The organism is Kribbella endophytica (genome assembly GCF_054781295.1).
In genome coordinates this window covers 911600-931761 of the sequence record NZ_BAAGUR010000003.1, presented here as the reverse complement: position 1 = coordinate 931761, position 20162 = coordinate 911600, and the positions used below count along the sequence as shown (strand labels likewise).

At 69.1% G+C, this 20162-nt stretch carries 22 protein-coding genes; 16 read left to right on the top strand and 6 right to left on the bottom strand.

Annotation, left to right across the window (positions count from 1 at the left end):
- The first annotated feature begins 8 nt into the window (after positions 1 to 8).
- Positions 9 to 845, top strand: coding sequence for a class II fructose-bisphosphate aldolase (locus tag ACYVIO_RS30800; RefSeq protein WP_460654424.1), 837 nt, complete (start codon positions 9 to 11; stop codon positions 843 to 845).
- A gap of 5 nt (positions 846 to 850) precedes the next feature.
- Here ACYVIO_RS30800 and ACYVIO_RS30795 read toward each other — a convergent pair whose 3' ends face one another.
- A complete protein-coding gene (locus ACYVIO_RS30795; RefSeq protein WP_460654423.1) occupies positions 851 to 1105 on the bottom strand; it encodes a hypothetical protein in 255 nt (84 codons plus the stop codon).
- Positions 1106 to 1190: 85 nt separating this feature from the next.
- Here ACYVIO_RS30795 and ACYVIO_RS30790 point away from each other — a divergent pair, with 85 nt between their 5' ends.
- From ACYVIO_RS30790 to ACYVIO_RS30780, 3 genes are all read left to right on the top strand, one after another.
- Entirely contained in the window at positions 1191 to 1748 is a 558-nt protein-coding gene (locus ACYVIO_RS30790; protein ID WP_460654422.1) for a TetR/AcrR family transcriptional regulator, read from the top strand.
- Positions 1749 to 1827: 79 nt separating this feature from the next.
- Positions 1828 to 2361: a hypothetical protein gene (locus ACYVIO_RS30785; protein WP_460654421.1), complete on the top strand. Its 534-nt coding sequence runs from the start codon at positions 1828 to 1830 to the stop codon at positions 2359 to 2361.
- The gene (locus ACYVIO_RS30780) at positions 2358 to 3734 is read left to right on the top strand and encodes an APC family permease (protein WP_460654420.1); all 1377 of its coding nucleotides are present in this window, start codon (positions 2358 to 2360) and stop codon (positions 3732 to 3734) included. The genes ACYVIO_RS30785 and ACYVIO_RS30780 overlap by 4 nt, the downstream gene beginning before the upstream one ends.
- On the opposite strand, the gene ACYVIO_RS30775 is transcribed toward ACYVIO_RS30780, so the two are convergent.
- The 4 genes from ACYVIO_RS30775 to ACYVIO_RS30760 all read right to left on the bottom strand — a co-directional run bounded on the left by ACYVIO_RS30775 (position 3700) and on the right by ACYVIO_RS30760 (position 7414).
- Entirely contained in the window at positions 3700 to 4752 is a 1053-nt protein-coding gene (locus tag ACYVIO_RS30775; RefSeq protein WP_460654419.1) for an ABC transporter permease, read from the bottom strand. The two genes, ACYVIO_RS30780 and ACYVIO_RS30775, sit on opposite strands and share 35 nt — an antisense overlap.
- The gene (locus tag ACYVIO_RS30770; protein ID WP_460654418.1) at positions 4749 to 5645 is read right to left on the bottom strand and encodes an ABC transporter ATP-binding protein; all 897 of its coding nucleotides are present in this window, start codon (positions 5643 to 5645) and stop codon (positions 4749 to 4751) included. Before ACYVIO_RS30770 ends, ACYVIO_RS30775 begins: the two co-directional genes overlap by 4 nt.
- Positions 5642 to 6034: a GntR family transcriptional regulator gene (locus tag ACYVIO_RS30765; protein ID WP_344180948.1), complete on the bottom strand. Its 393-nt coding sequence runs from the start codon at positions 6032 to 6034 to the stop codon at positions 5642 to 5644. Before ACYVIO_RS30765 ends, ACYVIO_RS30770 begins: the two co-directional genes overlap by 4 nt.
- 72 nt (positions 6035 to 6106) lie before the next feature.
- On the bottom strand, positions 6107 to 7414 hold the full coding sequence (locus ACYVIO_RS30760) for a cryptochrome/photolyase family protein (RefSeq protein WP_460654417.1): 1308 nt from the start codon (positions 7412 to 7414) through the stop codon (positions 6107 to 6109).
- Positions 7415 to 7513: 99 nt separating this feature from the next.
- On the opposite strand from ACYVIO_RS30760, the gene ACYVIO_RS30755 reads away from it, so the two are divergent.
- From ACYVIO_RS30755 to ACYVIO_RS30700, 12 genes are all read left to right on the top strand, one after another.
- The gene (locus ACYVIO_RS30755) at positions 7514 to 8227 is read left to right on the top strand and encodes a metal-dependent transcriptional regulator (RefSeq protein ID WP_184798252.1); all 714 of its coding nucleotides are present in this window, start codon (positions 7514 to 7516) and stop codon (positions 8225 to 8227) included.
- Between the two features lie 95 nt (positions 8228 to 8322).
- Positions 8323 to 9096 carry a class I SAM-dependent methyltransferase gene (locus ACYVIO_RS30750; RefSeq protein ID WP_460654416.1) on the top strand — a complete coding sequence of 258 codons (774 nt, stop codon included), beginning with the start codon at positions 8323 to 8325 and terminating at the stop codon, positions 9094 to 9096.
- Positions 9097 to 9138: 42 nt separating this feature from the next.
- Positions 9139 to 10497, top strand: coding sequence for an aminodeoxychorismate synthase component I (gene pabB / locus ACYVIO_RS30745; RefSeq protein WP_460654415.1), 1359 nt, complete (start codon positions 9139 to 9141; stop codon positions 10495 to 10497).
- Positions 10494 to 11198: an aminotransferase class IV gene (locus tag ACYVIO_RS30740; protein ID WP_460654414.1), complete on the top strand. Its 705-nt coding sequence runs from the start codon at positions 10494 to 10496 to the stop codon at positions 11196 to 11198. The genes pabB and ACYVIO_RS30740 overlap by 4 nt, the downstream gene beginning before the upstream one ends.
- Before the next feature lie 171 nt (positions 11199 to 11369).
- Complete coding sequence (locus ACYVIO_RS30735; RefSeq protein WP_460654413.1) at positions 11370 to 12284, top strand: SPFH domain-containing protein; 915 nt, start codon at positions 11370 to 11372, stop codon at positions 12282 to 12284.
- Positions 12285 to 12289: 5 nt separating this feature from the next.
- The gene (locus tag ACYVIO_RS30730) at positions 12290 to 12493 is read left to right on the top strand and encodes a type II toxin-antitoxin system antitoxin (RefSeq protein ID WP_344180934.1); all 204 of its coding nucleotides are present in this window, start codon (positions 12290 to 12292) and stop codon (positions 12491 to 12493) included.
- Positions 12490 to 13179, top strand: a complete 690-nt coding sequence (locus ACYVIO_RS30725; RefSeq protein WP_460654412.1) for a GOLPH3/VPS74 family protein — start codon at positions 12490 to 12492, stop codon at positions 13177 to 13179. Before ACYVIO_RS30730 ends, ACYVIO_RS30725 begins: the two co-directional genes overlap by 4 nt.
- 130 nt (positions 13180 to 13309) lie before the next feature.
- Positions 13310 to 13666, top strand: coding sequence for a GntR family transcriptional regulator (locus ACYVIO_RS30720; RefSeq protein ID WP_460654411.1), 357 nt, complete (start codon positions 13310 to 13312; stop codon positions 13664 to 13666).
- On the top strand, positions 13663 to 14574 hold the full coding sequence (locus ACYVIO_RS30715; protein ID WP_460654410.1) for an ATP-binding cassette domain-containing protein: 912 nt from the start codon (positions 13663 to 13665) through the stop codon (positions 14572 to 14574). Before ACYVIO_RS30720 ends, ACYVIO_RS30715 begins: the two co-directional genes overlap by 4 nt.
- Positions 14571 to 15341, top strand: a complete 771-nt coding sequence (locus ACYVIO_RS30710) for a hypothetical protein (RefSeq protein ID WP_460654409.1) — start codon at positions 14571 to 14573, stop codon at positions 15339 to 15341. The genes ACYVIO_RS30715 and ACYVIO_RS30710 overlap by 4 nt, the downstream gene beginning before the upstream one ends.
- Before the next feature lie 52 nt (positions 15342 to 15393).
- Complete coding sequence (locus tag ACYVIO_RS30705) at positions 15394 to 16329, top strand: ABC transporter ATP-binding protein (RefSeq protein WP_460654408.1); 936 nt, start codon at positions 15394 to 15396, stop codon at positions 16327 to 16329.
- Positions 16329 to 17057, top strand: a complete 729-nt coding sequence (locus tag ACYVIO_RS30700) for an ABC transporter permease (RefSeq protein WP_460654407.1) — start codon at positions 16329 to 16331, stop codon at positions 17055 to 17057. The genes ACYVIO_RS30705 and ACYVIO_RS30700 overlap by 1 nt, the downstream gene beginning before the upstream one ends.
- A 347-nt stretch (positions 17058 to 17404) precedes the next feature.
- Here the strand turns inward: ACYVIO_RS30700 and ACYVIO_RS30695 are convergent, their stop codons facing one another.
- Positions 17405 to 20131, bottom strand: a complete 2727-nt coding sequence (locus ACYVIO_RS30695) for a glucosidase family protein (RefSeq protein ID WP_460654406.1) — start codon at positions 20129 to 20131, stop codon at positions 17405 to 17407.
- Between the last annotated feature and the right edge of the window lie 31 nt (positions 20132 to 20162).

The window sequence follows — 20162 nt, the reverse complement described above, 5'->3', positions numbered from 1 at the left end:
AGAAGCTCATGCCGTTGGTGTCCGGAGCCGAGGTCGTGCTGGCCGCAGCCCAGGCGGGCCGTGGAGTCGGCGCGTTCAACGTGATCCAGCTGGAGCACGCGACCGCGCTGATCGCCGGGGCCGAGCAGGTCGGTGCGCCGGTGATCCTGCAGATCAGCGAGAACGCCGTGAAGTACCACGGCGCGCTCAAGCCGATCGGGGTCGCCACCCTGGCGGCCGCGGCCGCGTCGAGCGTGCCGGTCGTCGTGCACCTCGACCACGCGATGGATCGCGACCTGGTCACCGAGGCGGTGTCGCTCGGCTTCACCTCGGTGATGTTCGACGCGTCCAAGCTCGAGTACGCCGACAACGTCGCCGCGACCAGCGAGGTGACCGCGTTCTGCCACGAGCACGGCGTGTTCGTCGAGGCGGAGATCGGTGAGGTCGGCGGCAAGGACGGCGTGCACGCGCCTGGCGCCCGGACCCGGCCCGACGAGGCGCTCGCGTTCGCCGAGGCGACCGGCGTCGACGCGCTCGCGGTCGCGGTCGGGTCGTCGCACGCGATGACCGAGCGGACGGCCGAGCTGGACTTCGCGCTGATCGGTGAGCTGCGGGCCGCCGTACCGGTTCCCCTTGTGCTGCACGGTTCTTCGGGCGTCGCCGACGAGGACCTGACCCGCGCGGTCGAGGCCGGGATGACGAAGGTGAACATCGCGACCCACCTGAACAACGTGTTCACCGGCGTCGTCCGCGAGATCCTCGCCGACCAGCCGAAGCTCGTCGACACCCGCAAGTACCTCGGCCCCGCCCGCACCGCGGTCGGAGCCGAGGTCGCTCGCCTGCTGACGATCCTGAAGGCCGTCTAGGCAGGTCAGAGCGAAGCGTTGCCGCGGACCCAGCCGCGCCGGAGTTCCTCGTGCGCGGTCTGGGCTCGGGCTCGAGCCGCCGGGTCCGGGACCTCGAAGTCCTCGAGCAACCGGCGCAGGGCGAGTTCGAGGGCGGCCACCACGGCCTGCTCCTCGGTCACCGGGGACTCGCAGATCCCGGCAACGCCTTCGGCCAGTGCCGTCAGCGCGGTCGCCTCCGGCGCGGTGAGCTGGAGACGGACCTCGGTGCGTGATTCCATCTGGACCTCCTGGTGCCTTGGTACAGTCATCGTGGATGCAACGCCGGTGTTTCACAAGAGGCCCGGTAGTGAGGAGTTCGGCGCGATGACGGTCACGGTCGACGAGACGCTGCGGGCGGCGACGGTCGCGGTGCTGGCCGAGCACGGCTGGGACGGCGTCACGCTGGAGCGGGTGGCCGAGCAGGTCGGCCGGTCGCGGGTCACGCTGTGGCGGCAGGGCTTCACCGTGGAGGCGTTGCTGAACTCGCTGCTCGACGCGCTGGCGACCGACTACCGCGACGCGATGTGGCCGGTGCTGACCGCCACCGGGACCGGCCGGCAGGGACTGGTCAAGGCGCTGAACGCTTTGTTCGACGTACTGGACCGGCATCTTCCGCTGATGATGTCGTCGGACCTGGTCTTCCACCGCGAGCAGGAACGCAACGGCTCGGTGGTCTACCTGGAGCCGTTCGAGCGGTTCCTGCGTGAGGGCGCGGACGACGGCTCGCTGCATCCGCGCGGCCGGGTCGACGACGTCGCGGAGATCGTGATGGTGAGCGCGACCACGACCTACGTGCACATGCGCGGCCGGCACCACTGGTCCAAGGCCCGGGTCCGTGGGCTGACCCTGGACCTGATCCTGCGTGGTCTGGTCGAACCCTGATGCAACAGGGCTGTTGCAATTTCTGCAACATAGGCGTTACATGGAGATCTGCCTGACCGTGCCGTCGAGGGGAACCGCCATGACACTGCCGTACGCCGAACCGCTCACCCGCCGGTCGCCCGGACCGCGCGTGATCCCCGAGCCGCCGCGGGTCGGTGAGCCCGGCGGAGACCCGTGCGGCCTCTGTACGTGGATCGCCGACCCGGCCGCGTCCGGCCACCAACCGCCGTTGTGGCAGAACGAGGACTGGGTGCTGTGCCGGGCGACCGAGGTCACCGTCCCGGGCATCGTCTGGCTGACCACGCGGGAGCACCACGACTCGTTCGCCGATCTGCCCGACCGGGTCGCCGCGAGCTACGGCGGCGTCGTCGCCCGGATCGAACGGGCCATCCTGGCGCTCGGCGACATCGCTCGGGTGCACGTCTACCGCTGGGGCGACGGCTCGTCGCACTTCCACATCTGGTTCTACCCGCGCCCGCTCGGCATGCTCGAAGCCCGTCGCGAAATGCTCCCGCTCTGGGCGGACCTGATGCCGGAGGCCCCGGCCGCCGTCGTAGCCGAAGCCGAGCAGAAGATCGCCGCGGCGATGAGAGCCGGCGACCCACGGTCATGAGCCCGACCGAGCAGAAGCCGGACCCGGGAGAGTCCGGCCCGGGAAAGCCGGACCCGGCGCCCGGCCCGGGGAAGTCGCGCCCGGGGTCTGGGAGGTCTGCCCCGGCGCAGCCTCAGCCGGGGCTGGTGCGTGGGCTCGGGGTGACGGACGCGGTGGTGATCGGGCTGGGCTCGATGATCGGGGCCGGCGTCTTCGCGGTCTGGGCGCCGGCCGCCCAGGCCGCCGGCGGCGCGCTGCTCGTCGGCCTGCTGATCGCCGCCGCAGTCGCCTACTGCAACGCAGCGTCCTCGGCCCAGCTGGCGGCTCAGTACCCGGTGTCCGGTGGCGCCTATGTCTACGGCCGCGAGCGGCTCTCACCGACCGTCGGCTTCCTGGCAGGCTCCGCCTTCGTCCTCGGGAAGACCGCTTCGTGCGCCGCCATGGCACTGACCTTCGCCACCTACGCGGTCCCGGATCCCGGGTGGCTGCGCCGCGGCGTAGCGCTGCTCGCGGTGATCCTGCTGGCGGCGGTGAACTACCGCGGCGTCACCCGGACCGCTCGCCTGACCCGGGTCCTCGTCGCCTGCTCGCTGGCCGTCCTCGCCCTGATCCTGGTGCTCCTGCAAGCCTCGTCCGGCACCGATCCGCTCCCGCCAGTGTGGCCCGGCGGAACCAGCGTGTACGGCGTTCTCCAGGCCGCCGGCCTGCTGTTCTTCGCCTTCGCCGGCTACGCCCGGATCGCGACGATGGGGGAGGAGGTCCGCGACCCGAGCCGGACCATCCCACGCGCTGTCTCGATCGCCCTACTGATTGCCGTAGGCATCTATCTTCTGATCGGCCTGATGCTGCTCAGGTCCGTGGGGGCCTCCGAGATCGCTGCCTCCAACGCACCGCTGGTGACCGCGGTCCGCGCCGCCGAGGCCGCCTGGGCGGTCCCGATCGTCCGGATCGGCGCTGCCCTGGCCAGCCTGGGCGCGTTGCTGGCCTTGATCGCGGGGATCAGCCGCACCGCCTTGGCGATGGGCCGCAACGGCGACCTGCCGGGCTGGCTCGCGGCGGTTCATCCACGCTTCCGCGTTCCGCACCACGCCGAGGTGGCACTCGCCGTCGTGGTCGGAGTCCTGGTGCTGACCGTCGACCTGCGCGGTGTGATCGGCTTCTCGTCGTTCGGTGTCCTGCTGTACTACGCGGTCGCGAACGCGGCCGCCTTCACCCAGCCCCGGGACCAGCGTCGCTGGCCCCGGGCCGTCAGTGTCGTCGGGTTGCTGGGGTGTGTCGTGCTCGCCCTCACCCTGCCGCCCGCATCGGCGGTCGGCGCCGCCGTCGTACTGGCGCTTGCTGTGCTGGTGCGGTGGTCGATCAGGTCAGGTCGCGCCGGATCCGCCAGAAGCTGAAGCCGGTCAGGCCGAGAGCGAGCAGGAGGAACAGCCCGAACTCGCGCCACTGCAGTCCCCAGAAGTGGCTGGCCGGGTGGTAGCTGATGTGCTGCTTGTAGCCGTCGTCGGCGAGACGCTGGAAGCAGACGCTCATCGGCTGCCGGCTGCTTGCCTCCTCCGGAGTGGCGTTCGGCGGAGGCGGCCCGCACTCGGCGAGATAGCTCGGCAGGGTCTTCTGAACCTGCCCGGCGGAGTTCACCGTCTGCTCCGACAGTTTCCAGTTGCCCTCGCCCGGGATCTTCGCCTCGACGCGCATCACGACCGCGTTGTCCTCCGGACCTGACAGCTGCAGCCCGCGCATGTTCTCGGGTGTGACAATCACATTGGTCTCGACCGGCGTCATCAGGTGCGGCCGGATCAGGATCGGCGACAGGATCTGGATCGCGATCACCCCGGCCAGCGTGATCGCGATCGCGACCACACTGCGCCGTACGAGCAGCCCGACAGCCACTCCGAGCGCGAAGGCGAACGCCGCGTAGCCGATCGGCACGACCCCTCGCGTGCCGAAGACCGCGGGGAGCAGCCGGGGAACGTTGAAGATGCCCGCCGACTGACCCGAGTCGATCGCGTCGTCGATCGGGTCGGACCACCACGTCACCGCGAGGCTGAGCAGACCGGTGACGACCATCGCGCCGAGTCCGGTGACCGCCAGCTTCGTGACCAGCCAGCGGGTCCGGGTGATGCTCTGGTTCCAGACCAGCCGGTGCGTGCCGGCCTCGAGCTCACGAGCGATCAGGGGCGCACCCCAGAAGGCGCCGATCACCGGGGGAGCGGCGTACACGAGCGCCTGCCCGGCGACGTACAGGTACTGGTTGATCCGGTCGAACTGGATCTGCTTGAGGAACTCCTCGGGCCTGAGCTTGTACGTGTCGACCAGGCCGGGGCCGGTCACGGCGAGGAAGACGCCGAGCAGCACGATCGCGCCGACGACCACCAACGCCTGCAGGCGGAACTGCCGCCAGGTCAGCCAGATCATCGCTGCACCTCCAGGACGGGCCGGTCGTTGGACTTGGGTTTCGTCGACGCCGAGCGGCCCATGTAGGCCAGCACGATGTCCTCGAGCGTGAGCTGCGAGATCGACCACGCCGGGTCGAGCACCGGCTCGTCGGTGCGGATCAGGAACGTGGACTGGCGATCGGTGTGGCTGGCCGAGAGCACGTACTGGTTCTGCGGCATCGACTTCTCGTCGCGCCGCGGACCGACCAGCCGGTAGTGCGTGGCGAGCAGCGTCTCGATGTCGCCGCTGATCTGGACTCGCGAGTCGACCAGGACGACCAGGTAGTCGCAGGACCGTTCGACGTCGGAGACCAGGTGCGAGGACAGGACGACGCTCAGCTCCTGCTCGGTGACGGCCTCCATCAGATCCTGCAGGAACTCGCGCCGGGCGAGCGGGTCGAGCGCGGCGACGGGCTCGTCGAGGATCAGCAGCTCGGGCCGTTTCGCGATGCCCAGCGTGAGCGCGAGCTGCGCACGCTGACCACCGGACAGTCGACCGGCCCGCTGCTTCGGGTCGAGCCCGAGACGCTCGATCCGCTGCTGGGCAAGGGAATCGTCCCAGCCCGGGTTGAGGTGCGCGCCGAGCTTGAGGTGGTCGGCGATCGACAGCCTGCTGTACGTCGGGGTGTCCTGGGCGACGAAACCGACCTTGGCGAGCTGCGGCCCGCCGGGCGGCGCGTCCAGCACCTCGATGCTGCCGGCGGTCGGGGTGAGCATGCCGACGGCGAGGTTCAGCAAGGTGCTCTTGCCGGCGCCGTTCGGGCCGACGAGGCCGACGACGCGGCCGGCCGGGAGGTCGAGGGTGCAGTCGGTCAGCGCCCAGCGGCGCCCGTACTTCTTGCCCAGTCCTTGGGCCCTGAGAGCGGCGGTCATGCTATGTCCTCCTGAGCGGCGGACCGAAACGTGGCCTTGAACAACGCCTCGATGCTCTCGTCGTCCAGTCCCGCTTTACGGGCCTTGGACAACCATCGCTGCAGGTCCGCGCGGAGCGGGCCGTGCGCGGCGAGGCTGTGATCGGTCAGGGTCCGGGTCACGAACGTGCCGCGACCCGGTCGCGCTGCCACGAGCCCTTCGTGCTCCAGCTCGCGGTAGGCCTTCAGGACGGTGTTCGGGTTGATCGCGAGGCTCGCGACCACGTCCTTCACCGTCGGTAGCTGATCTCCTTCGCGCAGCAGCCCGAGCCGCAACGCGTTGCGGACCTGCTGCACGACCTGCTGGTACGGCGAGACCCCCGACCGCCCGTCCAGGTGGAACTCAATCATCTGTCACCCCATTGATCTAGTTACCTAGCACTATAGGGGTACAGGAGATCCCGCGGTCAAGGCCTCGGTGGACTACTTGATCGCGTCGTAGCGGCGCAGGGACTCCTGGCGGGCCTCGGCGTGGTCGACGATCGGCGCCAGGTAGTCGTGGCCGTCGAGCAGCCAGGGCTCGTGGACGGCCTTGCCCTCGATGCCGGCCAGCTCCGGGATCCAGCGCCGGACGTAGGCGCCGTCGGGGTCGAACTTCTTGCCCTGCGTGGTCGGGTTGAAGATCCGGAAGTACGGCGAGGCGTCGGCGCCGCAGCCCGCGACCCACTGCCAGTTCAGGCTGTTCGACGCGAGGTCGCCGTCGCGCAGTCGCGCCATGAACCAGCGCGCGCCGTACTTCCAGTGCACGTGCAGATCCTTGACCAGGAAGGACGCGACGACCATCCGGATCCGGTTGTGCATGAAGCCGGACTCCGCGAGCTGGCGCATCCCGGCGTCGACGACCGGGTAGCCGGTCCGGCCCTCGCACCAGGCGGTGAAGGCGTCGTCCGGTTCGTCGTACGCCATCTTGGCGAACTCGGAGCGCAGCGGCTTCCAGGCCGCTTCCGGGTACCGCGCGAGCAGGTCCGCGCAGAACTCGCGCCAGGCCAGCTCGCGCCGGTAGGCCTCGGCGCCCTTGCTGCGCAGGCGGGCCAGGTCGGCGAGCATCGTGCGCGGGTGGATCTCGCCGTACTTCAGCGGGACCGACATCCGCGACGTGCTGTCGAGATCCGGCCGGTCGCGCTCGTCGTCGTACGCCGCGACGCCGTCGAGCCAGTCCTGCCAGTGCTCGCGTGCCGCGGCCTCGCCCGCCCCCTCGACGAGCGAGACCTTCGGCAGCGCGTCACTCCGCTTCCCGATCCAGTCGACGGTCGCCGGCGCGTCGACCGGCTGCCGCCAGCCGTGCTCGAGCCAGGCGCGGAAGTACGGCGTGAAGACCTGGTACGAGTTGCCTTGACCGTTCAGCACGCGGCCCGGCGCCACGGCGTACGGCGAACCGGTCGCGACGAGCGGGCAGTCGAGCGCCTTCTCGACCGCGGCGTCCCGGCGGCCGCCGTACGGGCCGTAGTCCTGGGCGACGTGCACACTGGCCGCGCCGATCTCGGCGGCCAGTGCCGGTACGACGTCCGCCGGATCTCCACGCCGTACGACGAGCTTGCCGCCCATCGCGTCGGACAGGCTCTTCAACGAGCTGATCAGGTGATCGCGGCGCGGGTCGCCGGCCGCGTCCCACAGGGCCGGGTCGAGCACGAACAATCCGGCCACCTGGCCGTCGCCCGCTGCCACCGCGTCGAGCAGTGCGGGGTTGTCCGTCAGCCTCAGATCACGTCTGAACCACATCAACGCAGTCATCCGGCCCAGTCTTGCCGATGAACAACTTTGAAGTGAGCTTGAACCTTCAATGACCGGATCGGCCCGCCGATTGGGTAAGGCTTGCCTGGGTAGGCGAGAATGGTTGTCGTGAGCGAGCTGATCGATACCACCGAGATGTACCTGCGGACCATCTACGAACTGGAAGAAGAGGGCATCCTGCCCCTGCGCGCGCGGATCGCCGAGCGCCTGCACCAGTCCGGGCCAACGGTCAGTCAGACGGTGGCACGGATGGAGCGCGACGGGCTGGTCACGGTCGAGGGCGACCGCCACCTGGAGCTCACCGACGTCGGCCGCATGCAGGCCACGCGGGTGATGCGCAAGCATCGGCTGGCCGAGCGGCTGCTGGTCGACGTGATCGGCCTCGAGTGGGAGGACGTGCACGCCGAGGCCTGCCGCTGGGAGCACGTGATGAGCGACGCGGTCGAGCTCCGGCTGATGAAGATCCTCGACAACCCGACCGAGTCGCCGTACGGCAACCCGATCCCGGGCCTGGAGGAGCTGCACAAGGAGAGCCTCGCGACGCCGATCGGCGAGTTCCGCGACGGTGTCGAGCCGCTGGACAAGGTGCTCGACCAGGCGACCGGCGCGGCCGTGCGCGTGCTCGTACGACGGATCGCCGAGCCCGTGCAGACCGACGACTTCGCGATGGCCGTGCTGCGCCGGGCCGGCGCGCTGCCGGGCCGCGAGGTCGACTCGATGCTGGACGCCGAGGGTGTCCTGGTCGGCAGCCGTGACGCCGGCGGTGTGATCAGCGACGAGACCGCCGGGCACATCTTCGTCTCCCTGGTCTGAATCCGGGCAAGCCGGTCAGACCTGCGTCAAGAATGCGGCCACTGCCTGCGCTCGATGATGTACGGGCAGTGGTCACGGGGTAACGTCTGTCCGCGATGTCAGAGAACCAGATCGACTGGCCCGGGTACCTGCGGGAGTTCCACTCCGCCACCCCGGGCAGTACGGAAGCCCTGCTGTCCCGGGCGGTAGCAGGCGACCACACGCCGTACCGCTGGCTCGTCCGCGCCGTGTCGGGGGAGGCCAAGCGGGTGCTGGACCTCGCCTGCGGCAACGGCCCGGTCGCCCGGGAGCTGTACGGGCGCTGGGTGGTGGGCGTCGACAGCAACGCGATCCAGCTCGACGGCGCGCCCGGTCCGAAGGTGCAGGCCGACGCGCTGCACCTGCCGTTCGCCAACGAGGCCTTCGACGTCGTGACCTGCTCGATGGGTCTGATGGTGCTGCAGCCGTTGCCCGACGTACTGGCTGAGGCTGCTCGGGTCCTGCGGCGTGGGGGAGTGCTCGCCGCGACGATCCCGGCGGTGCGGCCGCTGCGGCGCGGTGACCTGCGGACGCTGACCGGGCTCACCACACGGCTGCGGTCGCGGCCGCAGTTCCCGGCGGGTGGCGAGATCACCGGGCTGAAGGAGCAGCTGCGCGAGGCCGGCTTCATCGTGATGGAGAGCCAGCGCGAGCGGTACGTGTACACGGTCCGCAGCATCGACGACGCCCGCCGGATGGTCGGCGCGCTCTACCTGCCCGGTACGTCGGAGAAGCGGCGCGAGCACGCCGCCGCCTGGATGGCCCAGCGCGCCCATGACCGGGACGGCCTCGAGGTCGCGATCCCGATCCGCCGCATCACCGCGATGCGGACCACCCTCGCGCTGAGCTGAGACCACTCACCGTTGGGCCGCAGCAGTAGGTACCGTTCTGCTGTGCCCGCTCTGACCTGGTCCGTTCGCTCGGTCGATCACGCACTCGGTGGCGAGTCGGTCTACCGGGAGCTGTTCGCCGCCGAGCCGGTCGCGTTCTGGCTCGACGGCAGCCTCACCGACCGGTCGCTGCGGCGGATCTCCGTGCTCGGGACGAGCGCCGGGCCGGACGCGGAAGTGATCGTCCGGGACGTTTCCGACGGGGATGTCTTCACCGAACTTCAGGCCCGCCTCGCCGACCGCCTGACCGACGGACCGGCCGAGCTTTCCCAGGTCTTCAACGGTGGGTACGTCGGCTACTTCGGCTACGAGCTCAAGTCCCTCACCGGCGGCGTCACGGCGTACGAAGCGCAGACTCCGGACGCCCTGTGGATCTGGGCCAACCGCTTCGTCGTCATCGACCACGACCGGGACCGCTCGTACCTCGTCGCCGTCCACGCGCCTGGCGATGCGGAGGCGCTTGCCTGGCTCGAGACCGCGTCGTCGGCCGCCGCGTCGTGGTGGATGGGCTGGGTCGATCCGCCGGCGATCTCGCTGCTCGACGTCGAGCAGCACCTGGAGCAGGACCGCGCGACGTACCTGGCCGGGATCGACGCCTGCATGACCGCGCTCGAAGCCGGCGAGACCTACGAGGTCTGCCTGACGAACCGCGTCCGCCTCCCACCGGTCCCGGAGCCGCTCGATTTCTACCTGTGGCAGCGCGCGACCAATCCCGCGCCGTACTCGGCCTTCCTCCGGTACGGCGAACTCGCGATCGCCAGTTCGTCGCCGGAGCGGTTCCTCGCGGTCGACGGCGACGGGTGGGCGGAGTGCCGGCCGATCAAGGGCACCGCGCCGCGCTCGGACGACCCGGCGCAGGACAAGCTGGTCGCCAAGGCGCTGGCCGAGGACGAGAAGACCCGCGCCGAGAACCTGATGATCGTCGACCTGATCCGCAACGACCTCGGCCGGGTCAGCGAACCGGGGACCGTCCAGGTCCCGCAGCTGATGGTTGTCGAGAGCTACCAAACCGTGCACCAGCTCGTCACGACTGTGCGGGGCAAGCTGCGCGACGGTGTGGACGCGGTGGCCGCCGTACGGGCGTGCTTCCCGCCGGGATCGATGACCGGGGCACCGAAGATCCGCACGATGGAGATCCTCGACGCGCTGGAGTCGAGTGCGCGTGGGGTGTACTCCGGTGCGCTCGGCTACCTGACGGTCGACGGACGGGCCGATCTGAGCGTGGTGATCCGGACCGCCGTCCTGACTCCGCACGAGACGGTGATCGGCGCGGGCGGGGCGATCGTGCTCGACTCGGATCCTGACGACGAGTACGACGAGATGGTGCTGAAAGCCGCTGCAACGCTGGGAAGGTCGGGGTGAAGTCCGTGCTGGTCGCCGATTCGTTTCTCGTGCACAACGGGCAGGTCCGGGGGCTGGCGCTGCACCGCGAGCGATTCGCTTCGTCGTGTGCCGCGCTGGGGGAGTCCGGGGCTGAGGCGTACTTCGACGATCAGGTCGGTCGCTTTCCTGGCTTCGGCCGGTGGTTCCCTCGCTTCGAGCTGTCCGAATCGGGTCTGTCCGTTCAGTTGCGTCCGGCCCCTACTCAGGGCGGCCGGATCCGCATCGCCGTGCACAGCGGCGCCGATCCGCGGACGCAGCCGTTCGTCAAAGGACCTGACCTCGCAGCACTCGGTGCGCTGAAGGCCGAGGCTGCCGCCGACTGCGGCGCCGACGAGGTCCTGCTGATGGACCCCGACGGCATCGCCGTCGAAGCGGCGTACTCGGCGCTGGCCTGGTGGGAAGGCGACACCCTCCACTTCCCGCCGTCCGACCGGGCGTTCCTGCCGTCGGTCACCGCTCACCTGGTCCGAGACTTGGCTATCGCCAGAGGTGTCGAGGTCGCCGAAACCGCCCGCCGCCCCGAGGACCTCGCCGAGGTCGACGAGCTCTGGCTCCTCAACGCCCTGCACGGCATCCGCCCCGTCCACGCCTGGCACGACGGCCCGATCGACCCCCTCCCCGCCTCCGCCGCCACCACCTGGCAACAGGCCCTCACAGACCTGGCCCGCCCCATCAGCTGACCCCAACGCCCTTCAAGTAGTCCCCTCGCGGCCCCACCCTGCCCGCCCAGCTTTCCCCGCCGGGGCCCCTCAAGTAGTCCCCTCGCAGCCCCGACCTGCCCAACCCATCACTTCCAAAAACTGATATCACTATGCTACCTTCAAGACATCGAATCCCGGAGGAGCTGAACGATGACTGCTGACGTTGACGTGATGGTGGAAATGCCCAAGCCGAAGGTGACCGAGCGATCGGCGCGGGACCTGAACGGCTGGCCGATCCTGGGCCTGTCGTTCGTGCTGGTGCTCGTAGCAGTGGTGCTGTTCATCCTCGGGATCAGCCAGGGCAACCTGGCGCTGATCATCGTCTCGGCGGTCCTGTTCGTCGCCGGCGTGATCCTCGCAGCCGGCCTGACCGCGGTGTCGCCCGGACGGGCCCGCGTGCTGCAGATCCTCGGCCGGTACGCCGGAACGATTCGCACCGACGGCCTCCGCTGGGTGAACCCGATCTCGGTCCGCCAGCCCGTCTCCACCAGGATCCGCAACCACGAGACGGCCGTTGCCAAGGTCAACGATGCCGACGGCAACCCGATCGAGATCGCCGCGGTGGTGGTCTGGCAGGTCGAGGACACCGCGCAGGCGTTGTTCGAGGTGGACGACTTCGTCGAGTTCGTCGCGATCCAGACCGAGACCGCGGTCCGGCACATCGCCAACTCCTACCCGTACGACGTGCACACCGAGGACGGTGGCCTGTCGCTGCGCGACAGCACCGACGAGATCACCGAGACCCTGTCGACCGAGATCGGTGTCCGCGTCCAGGCGGCCGGCGTGCACGTGATCGAGTCCCGGATCACCCACCTGGCGTACGCGCCGGAGATCGCCCAGGCGATGCTGCGGCGCCAGCAGGCCGGTGCGATCGTGGCGGCCCGGGCCCGGATCGTCGAGGGCGCGGTCGGCATGGTCGAGTTGGCGCTGGACCGGCTGTCCGAGAACAACGTCGTCGACCTCGACGAGGAGCGCAAGGCAACCATGGTCAGCAACCTGCTGGTGGTGCTGTGCGGCGATCGTGACGCGCAGCCGGTCGTGAACACCGGCTCGCTGTACCAGTAGTTCCGATGGCGACCGAACGCAAGAAGATCCTGCTCCGGCTGGATCCCGTGGTGCACGACGCGCTGGCTCGTTGGGCTTCCGACGAGCTGCGCAGCACCAACGCCCAGATCGAGTTCCTGCTCCGGCGCGCCCTCGCGGACGCCGGCCGGCTGCCCGGCGAGGTCGGCAAGATGCGCCGCCCGGGCCGCCCTCGCAAGGAGGAATCATGAACGCTCGTTCGATCCGCAAGCCGGAGCGTCCCCAGCAGGTAGTTGCCGCCGACAAGAGCACGCACCCCGCTCTGCCGGAACGCCTTTACCTGCTGGCTTTCAACCCCACGACCGCCAAGCTCACCAACAAGTCCCGCCTCGGCCTGATGCTGCGCGCCGCCGCGCTGATCGACCTCCAGCTCGACGGACGGCTGGCCGACCAGGAGGGCCGAGTCGTCGCCTCCAGCGGCGCGACCTCGTCCCCACTCGCCGCCTGCGTCCTCACCCAGATCGAGACCGGCGGTCGTAAGCGCTGGAAGTACTGGGTCGAGCGCAAGGCCCGGCAGGCCGTACCGATGGTCCGTGACGAGCTCGAGCGCCGCCACCTGATCAAGGTCGAGCGCTACCGCCGCTTCGGTTTCTTTCCCGCCGAGCGGATCTCTCTCCGTCAGCCCCTGGTACGCCGGCAGTTGCTGCAGGCGGCGACGGACACGCTCCGGCCCGCCCGTCTGGTCAGCCGCGTCGACCCGCGCGACGCCGCGCTCGTCGTACTGGCGTCCACCGGTGAGCTCAAGCACGTGCTGACCAGAGCGCAGCGCAAGCAGCACAAGGACCGCCTCGCCCAGCTCGCCGTGCTGGCGGGTCCGCCCGTGCCGGCGCTGCGGAAGGCGATCCAGGCGCAGAGCTCGGCAGCCGGAGCGGCCTAGCGGCGAGGGGCTTGACGGTCAGGGCTTGACGTCAGGGGGTTCGTCGGTGCTACGGTTCATTAGTCAAGTAATGAACCTACGAACCACGCTACCCTGACGTCGCCCACGACCGGAGAGAAGAGGGACCACGATGTTCGACGATCGCAGCCCGATCTATCTCCAGATCGCGGAGCAGATCAAGAACGACATCGTCACGGGTGCTCTCGCCGAGGACGAGCAGGTCATGTCGACGAACCAGTACGCCGCCTTCTACCGGATCAACCCCGCCACCGCCGCCAAGGGCTTCGCCCAGCTGATCGACGAGGGCGTGCTCTACAAGAAGCGCGGGATCGGGATGTTCGTCAGTCCGAACGCCCGCGAGCTGTTGCGCGGTGGCCGCCGGGAAGCGTTCTTCTCCGGCGTGGTCGACCCGATGATCGCCGAGGCGAAGGCGATCGGCGTCCCGCTCACCGAGATCGTCCAGCACATCCAGAAGGAGGAGCAGTGAACGCCCTGGAAGTGCGGACCGAGAATCTCACTGTCCGGTTCGGCGGAGTCCCCGCCGTGGACGGCCTCGACCTCCGGCTGGCGCCGGGCAAGATCCACGGCCTGCTGGGCCGCAACGGATCCGGCAAGAGCACGCTGGCCGCCCTCCTGGCCGGTTTCCGCAAGCCCGACGAAGGCCGGGTCCTGATCAGCGGCGGCGACCTCGGAGCGGCGCGTACGCCGTACGAGGACGCCATCGTGACGAGTCGGGTCTGCCTGATCCGGGAGTCCGGCGACCTGGTCGACCAGGTGCCGGTCAAGCGGGTCCTCGACTACGCCGCGAGCCTGCGGCCGTACTGGGACCAGGACCTGGCCGGTGAGCTGCTGGACAAGTTCGAGGTGCCGACCGGCAAGAAGGTCCAGAAGCTCTCCCGCGGCAAACGGTCTGCTCTGGGGGTCATCCTCGGGATGGCCAGCCGGGCGCCGCTGACGATCTTCGACGAGAGCTACCTGGGCATGGACGTGCCGTCCCGGGAGCTGTTCTACGACGTACTGCTGGCCGACTACACCGAGGTCCCGCGCACGATCCTGCTGTCGACGCACCTGGTCAGCGAGGTCAGCGCGCTGCTGGAAGAGGTTGTCATCCTCGACCAGGGCAAGCTCGTCACGCAGTCGCCGGTGGATGCCCTCCGCGGCCGCGGAGCCTCGCTGGTCGGACCGGCGGCCGCTGTCGACGAGCTGACCGCGGGTCTCGCCGTACTGGCTGAGCAGCGGCTCGGCGGGACCAAGTCGGTGACCGTGCTCGGCGATCTCGACGACGCCCTGCTGGCCAAGGCCCGCTCGGCCGGACTCGAGGTCGGGCCGGTCGGCCTGCAGGAACTGTTCGTCCACCTGACCGCACCGACCTCCTCGAAGGAGGGGAACCGATGACCGCCACGACCACCAGCCCGGCCGCGACCTTGCCGAACGGCGTCACCTCGGGACAGCGGCTGCTCCGGGTGCTGCACGCGATGCGCGTCGGCATGACGCCGATGCTCGGCGGCTACTGGGCCGTGATGGTGCTGGCGTTCCTGGTGATCGGCATGTTCGTCCAGCTGGTCAGCGACGGTGACAACCACTCGATCTGGGACTACGGCACCCAGTCGCCGAAGTACTTCTCGCTGACGGTCGGCATCACGCTGGCGCCGGCCTTTTTCACGCTGATGGTCTCGCTCGGCATCACCCGCAAGATGCTGTCGGTGGCCGCGAGCATCTTCCTGGTCGGAGCCGCGGCCTGTACGGCGGTGCTCTGGGTGGTCGTCTACCAGATCGAGCACGTGATCTACGCCTGGCAGGGCTGGACGCAGGCCCTGGCCAACCCGCACCTGTTCACCAAGTCCTCGCAGGTCGGACTGATCTTCACCGAGTTCTTCCTGCTGGTCCTGTCGCACGAGGTCGCGGGCTGGCTGACCGGCATCAGCTTCCTGCGCTTCGGTGTCTGGAAGGGTCTCCTGCTGCTGCCGGTGACCTTGCTCCCGGCCGCGGCCGCGGAGTTCCTGCTGGTCGCGCAGTGGCTCGCCGAGGCGCTCGCCAACACCGGCTACCACCGACCCTCGCTGGCGGTCGCCGTACCGGGGGTGCTGGCGGTCAGTGCCCTGGGCCTGTACTTCGGCTACCTGATGATCCGCTCGTTCGGCGTCCGGCCGACCAAGGGCTGATCCCTCCCACCCCTTCACTCTCACCTTCACCTGTACGACGGAAGGCTTCGCCATGCCCGAAAACACCCTCGACGACCTGGTCGTCGTCAAGAACCTGCGCAAGACCTACGGCGCGACCGTTGCCGTCGCCGACGTCTCGCTGACCGTCCACCCCGGAGAGATCTTCGGCATCCTCGGCCCGAACGGCGCCGGCAAGACCACCACGGTCGAGTCGATCGCCGGACTCCGTACGCCGGACGGCGGCACGGTGCGCGTCGCCGGCCTCGACCCGCACAGCAGCCGCGGCGAGATCACCTCGCTGATCGGCGTCCAGCTGCAGTCGAGCGAACTGCCCGACAAGATCAAGGCCCGCGAGGCGCTCGAGCTGTACGCCTCGTTCTACCCGGCGCCGCGCGACCCGGCCGAACTGCTCGCCGAGCTCGGCCTGACGAAGGTGCAGAACACCGCCTTCGCCAAGCTGTCCGGCGGCCAGAAGCAGCGGCTCTCGATCGCGCTCGCACTGGTCGGCAACCCGAAGGTCGCGATCCTCGACGAGCTCACCACCGGCCTGGACCCGCAGGCCCGGCGCGACACGTGGGAGCTGGTCCGCAAGATCCGCGACACCGGCGTGACGATCATCCTGGTCACCCACTTCATGGAGGAGGCCGAGCACCTCTGCGACCGGATCGCCGTCATCGACGGCGGTCGCGTGGTCGCGCTGGACACCCCGGCCGGCCTGATCGACGCCGCCCGGTCCGAGCAGCGGATCAGCTTCCGGCTGCCCGCGCCGCTGACCGACGAGACCGTGCTGACCTCGTTGCCCGCGGTCAAGACCGTGACCGTCGTCAACGACCGGTTCGTTGTCTCGGGCAACGATGACCTCCTGGTGGCCGTGGTCACCGAACTGGCGGCCCGCGGGCTGGCCCCGATCGACCTGCACACCGAACAGACCACGCTGGACGACGCCTTCCTGCTGCTCGCCGGCAAGAACTTCGAAGGAGCGAACTGATGAGCCAGACCCTGACCCTGACCCGGATCGAGACCAAGCTGTTCGTCCGCGAGCCCGCCGGACTGTTCTTCGTCTTCGTGCTGCCGCTCGCGCTGCTGACGATCTTCTCGCTGATCGGCGGTGACGAGGCCCCCGGAGACGGGATCCCGGTCAGCTTCCTGCCCACGATGGCGATCGGGATCGGCATCGGCCTGCTCGGGTTCGCGACGCTGCCGATGATCCTGGCCGGCTACCGGGAGAAGGGCGTCCTGCGGCGGATGTCGACCACGCCGGTCAAGCCGGTCAAGCTGCTGGTCGCGCAACTGCTGCTGCACCTGGCCGCCGCGGCGCTGGTGATCGTCCTGATCCTCGGAGCCGGCGCGGTCTTCTTCGACGCCGCGCTGCCGAGTGCGCCGTTGCCCTTCGTGGTCGCCGCGCTGCTCTACTCGGTCGCTCAGTTGAGCATCGGACTGTTGATCGCCGGACTGGTTTCGACCGCGAAGGCGGCCAGCGTGATCGGCAACCTGCTGCTCTTCCCGAGCATGTTCTTCGCCGGGGTCTGGACGCCCGGCGACCTGATGCCGGAGTCGATCCGCTGGCTGCGCGACGTGACACCGATGGGCGCGGGGATGACCAGCATGCAGGACGCGTGGTCCGGGCAGTGGCCGGGAACGGTCAGCCTGATCGCGCTGCTCGTCGCGATCGTCGCGTGTGTTGCCGCGGCGTCCCGGTTCTTCCGTTGGGAGTGACTTATGCACAGGGGGTGTGCATAACCGCAACGGTTTCTGTGGACGGGCGAGCACACACTGTGGACGACACGCGGCAAGTCGCGAACTCGCCGTACCAGCTTTCGGGAAAGGGTTGTGCGGCACGTGGTCACGGCGGTAGAAAGGTCGACACGCTGTTCCATCCGGAACGGCGGGTCGAACGGAAACCGAGGCCCCTTGCGGTGGGGATCCCCACCGAGGTAGACCGGTGACGGGGTCTGCCGGACTCCACGGATCCGCTTCGGGAAGCTGGAGACGTCACCTTCCTTCAGCTCTGCTGGGCCCCTCCGACTCATACTCTGAGGGGCCCAGCTTCATTGTCCGCCTGACTACTTCAACGTGATCCTCAGGCTGGTCGAGGAGCCGTGCGCAGCGGTCCGGACCTCTGTGCCTCGACTGGTAGTCACCACCGTGTACGACGCACCGCGGCCGTCGACCGAAACCTTCGCGACCTTCGCCCCGGCCGGCAGCACGGCGCCGATCGTGACGTCGGCGTGCACACCCTTGACCTTGACATCGGTCCGCAACTCCTTGTTTTCAAGGCGTGCGGACACATCGACCGCACCGCGTCCGACCTTGATGTTGCTGCCAGCCACCTTCTGCTGTCCGCCGGGAATCTGCGGTACGACGACCAGCTTGCCGTGACCCAGGTCCGGGTCCACACCGAGCTGCTGGTGCACGACCGGCCAGAGGACGCCGTACGCACCCCACGCCTGGAGCGCCATCGAGCGGTCCGTGAACGGCCGATCGATGTTCGCCGGCGCGTCCGGTGAGGGAGCGATCTCCGGCATCGCACCGGGGGTCTCCCAGACCTTCGGGTCGAGCTGGATCCGGGCGTTGCCGGTCGTGTAGACCTGCTGCTGGTTCTTGCCCAGCCGACCGAAGTTGCCCTCGGCAACAGCCATGATCGAGGTGTTGAGCGAGAAGATCGCGCGCTCGCTCTTCACCGCCGACACGACGCTGTCGCAGGAGGCGCCAGGGTTGCCGGCCGCGTCCGCGGTCGGACCGGTGCCGGTGTGGAACAGGCCGAACTCGCCTGTGTAGCAAGCCTTCTCGCGCTGGTCGAGCGCGATCTTCGCGTGCTCGGCGGAGGCCAGCGGGGCATCCGGCTTGCCGGGCTTGGTGAGCACTGCCTCCATCGGGGTGACACCGGTCCAGTGCCGCTGGAAGATCGGCTTGTTGTCGTTCGTCGGATCCGCCGGGTCGTCGACCGAGTCGGCGTACCCGAAGGCCTGTTGCACCCACCACTGGGTCTCGAACCGCTTCTCCAGGTCGTCGGCCTTCGCCGTCGCCCACTGCTGGGTCTGCTTGTCGCGCTTCGACGCTGCGAGGTCGGCGAGGTCGCGCAGACCGCGGGCCAGGTAGACGGTGCTGTCCAGCTTCTCGGCGCCCATACCGTTGCGCTCGACATTGGCCAGTCCTTCGAGCCAACCGTCGTTGTCCTTGTCGAGCTCGCGGTACACGTACTTGAGGTTGCGCACACTGAAGTCGTACAGCTGGTCGCGGAACCGGTCGTCGCCGGTCCAGCGCCACAGCAGCGCGACGATGCTCGGGAACTTCACCGTTTCGTCGGTGTTGCCCGCACTCTGGTTCGAGCCAAAGTAGACGTCACCGGTCGGCACGATCTCGTGCGCGACCTTGCCGCTGCCGTCGTTCAGCAGATCGCTGATCTCCTGCAGGGACTTGAGATGCGCCTTCACCGTGTCGAACTGACCGGCCGCGACCGCGGCGTACGAGGTGTACTCGCCGTCCGTCGCGAACAGCCACGGGTAGTCCGGGAACCCGGCGCCGAACCAGCGAGCGCTGTCGACGGTGCCGACCGGGGTCGGGTAGGCCTTGCCCTCGTTGACGTCACGGATCTGCAGATCGTGCGCCTCCTGGACGGAGTCGGCGAGGTTCTGCTTGCTCCACTCGACACTCTGCTGCAGCAGCTTGTCACCGGGCAGGTCGACGGCGGACTGGCCGGCGATCTCGGCGCGAGTCTTGGTTTTTGCTTGGAGCAACTTCTCGGGGTTGCTGATCGCCTTCTTGTACTCGCGCTCGGCCTTCTGTTGTCCTTCGTCCGACCCGGCGACGGCGAACCAGACGGTGGTCTTCTGGTTGGCCTTCAGCTTCACGCTGTACGTGAGCCGCCCGCCGGTGCCCTTGCCGACCGCCGAGTCGTCACAGCGCGCCGGGGGAGTGCCGTCCATCGGGCAGACCACGGCCGGGTCCTGCGGGCCTCGGTGGTTGGCACCGAGCGTGTGTGCCGTTGGCTTGAGCGACGAGCCGACGAGCGCGTTGTAGTCATGGGCTTCCGCGTTGGGGATCGGGGAGGTCCCCTGATCCCGGAACTTCAGCACGCCATCGCCGTACGCGCCTGTGTCCGGGAGGTTGGCCTGACCGGCGTTGGGCGTCGTCCCACCCCACGGGTAGGCCGGCATCAGCTCGGAGTGCGCGTCGACGTCGAGCTTGACGGTCTTGTCCTGCGTCGACTTGAAGGTGAGCCCGACGACTGTTGCGCGGACCCCGTCCGGCACGAAGTCCGTCCGCTGAACCCCGTTCCCGTAGTCGATCCGCTGGTACCCGTAGCCGCTGGTGTACTTGCTCGCCGGAACTTGCTTCCCGAGCCAGCCTCCGTCGACCCCGAACCAGATCCCGTCCAGCAACTTGATCGGCTGCGACCAGATGCCGCCCATCTCACCGCGCGTGTGCCAACCGGTCGCGGGATAAAGGCCGTTCTCGTCACCCATCGCATAGGCCCGATCGCCCACCACCAGCGAACGCCGATCGGAGAGCCGAGTGCTTTCAGAGAGTTCCGCCCCGCTTGCGGTGGTGCCCGGTGCGGCAGCGCCGCTCTTCGCCCCGCTTGCGGTGGCGTCGGGGGCGCCGGCTCCCCCTACCCCCTTCCCCGCGCTCTCCGCGCGCAGCGCGGTGAGCGCGGGGTCTGCGGTGGGTGGTGCGCCGGAGGCTTGCGTCGCCACACTCACCAGGAGAGCTGCGGCGATCAGTCCGGCGCCCGCCGTACGGGTTCGACGACGACCGGGTGGTTGGGAGGTTGTCGGGCGGGGTTCCATGACAGGATTCCTCCTTCTCGCGGCACTCTCT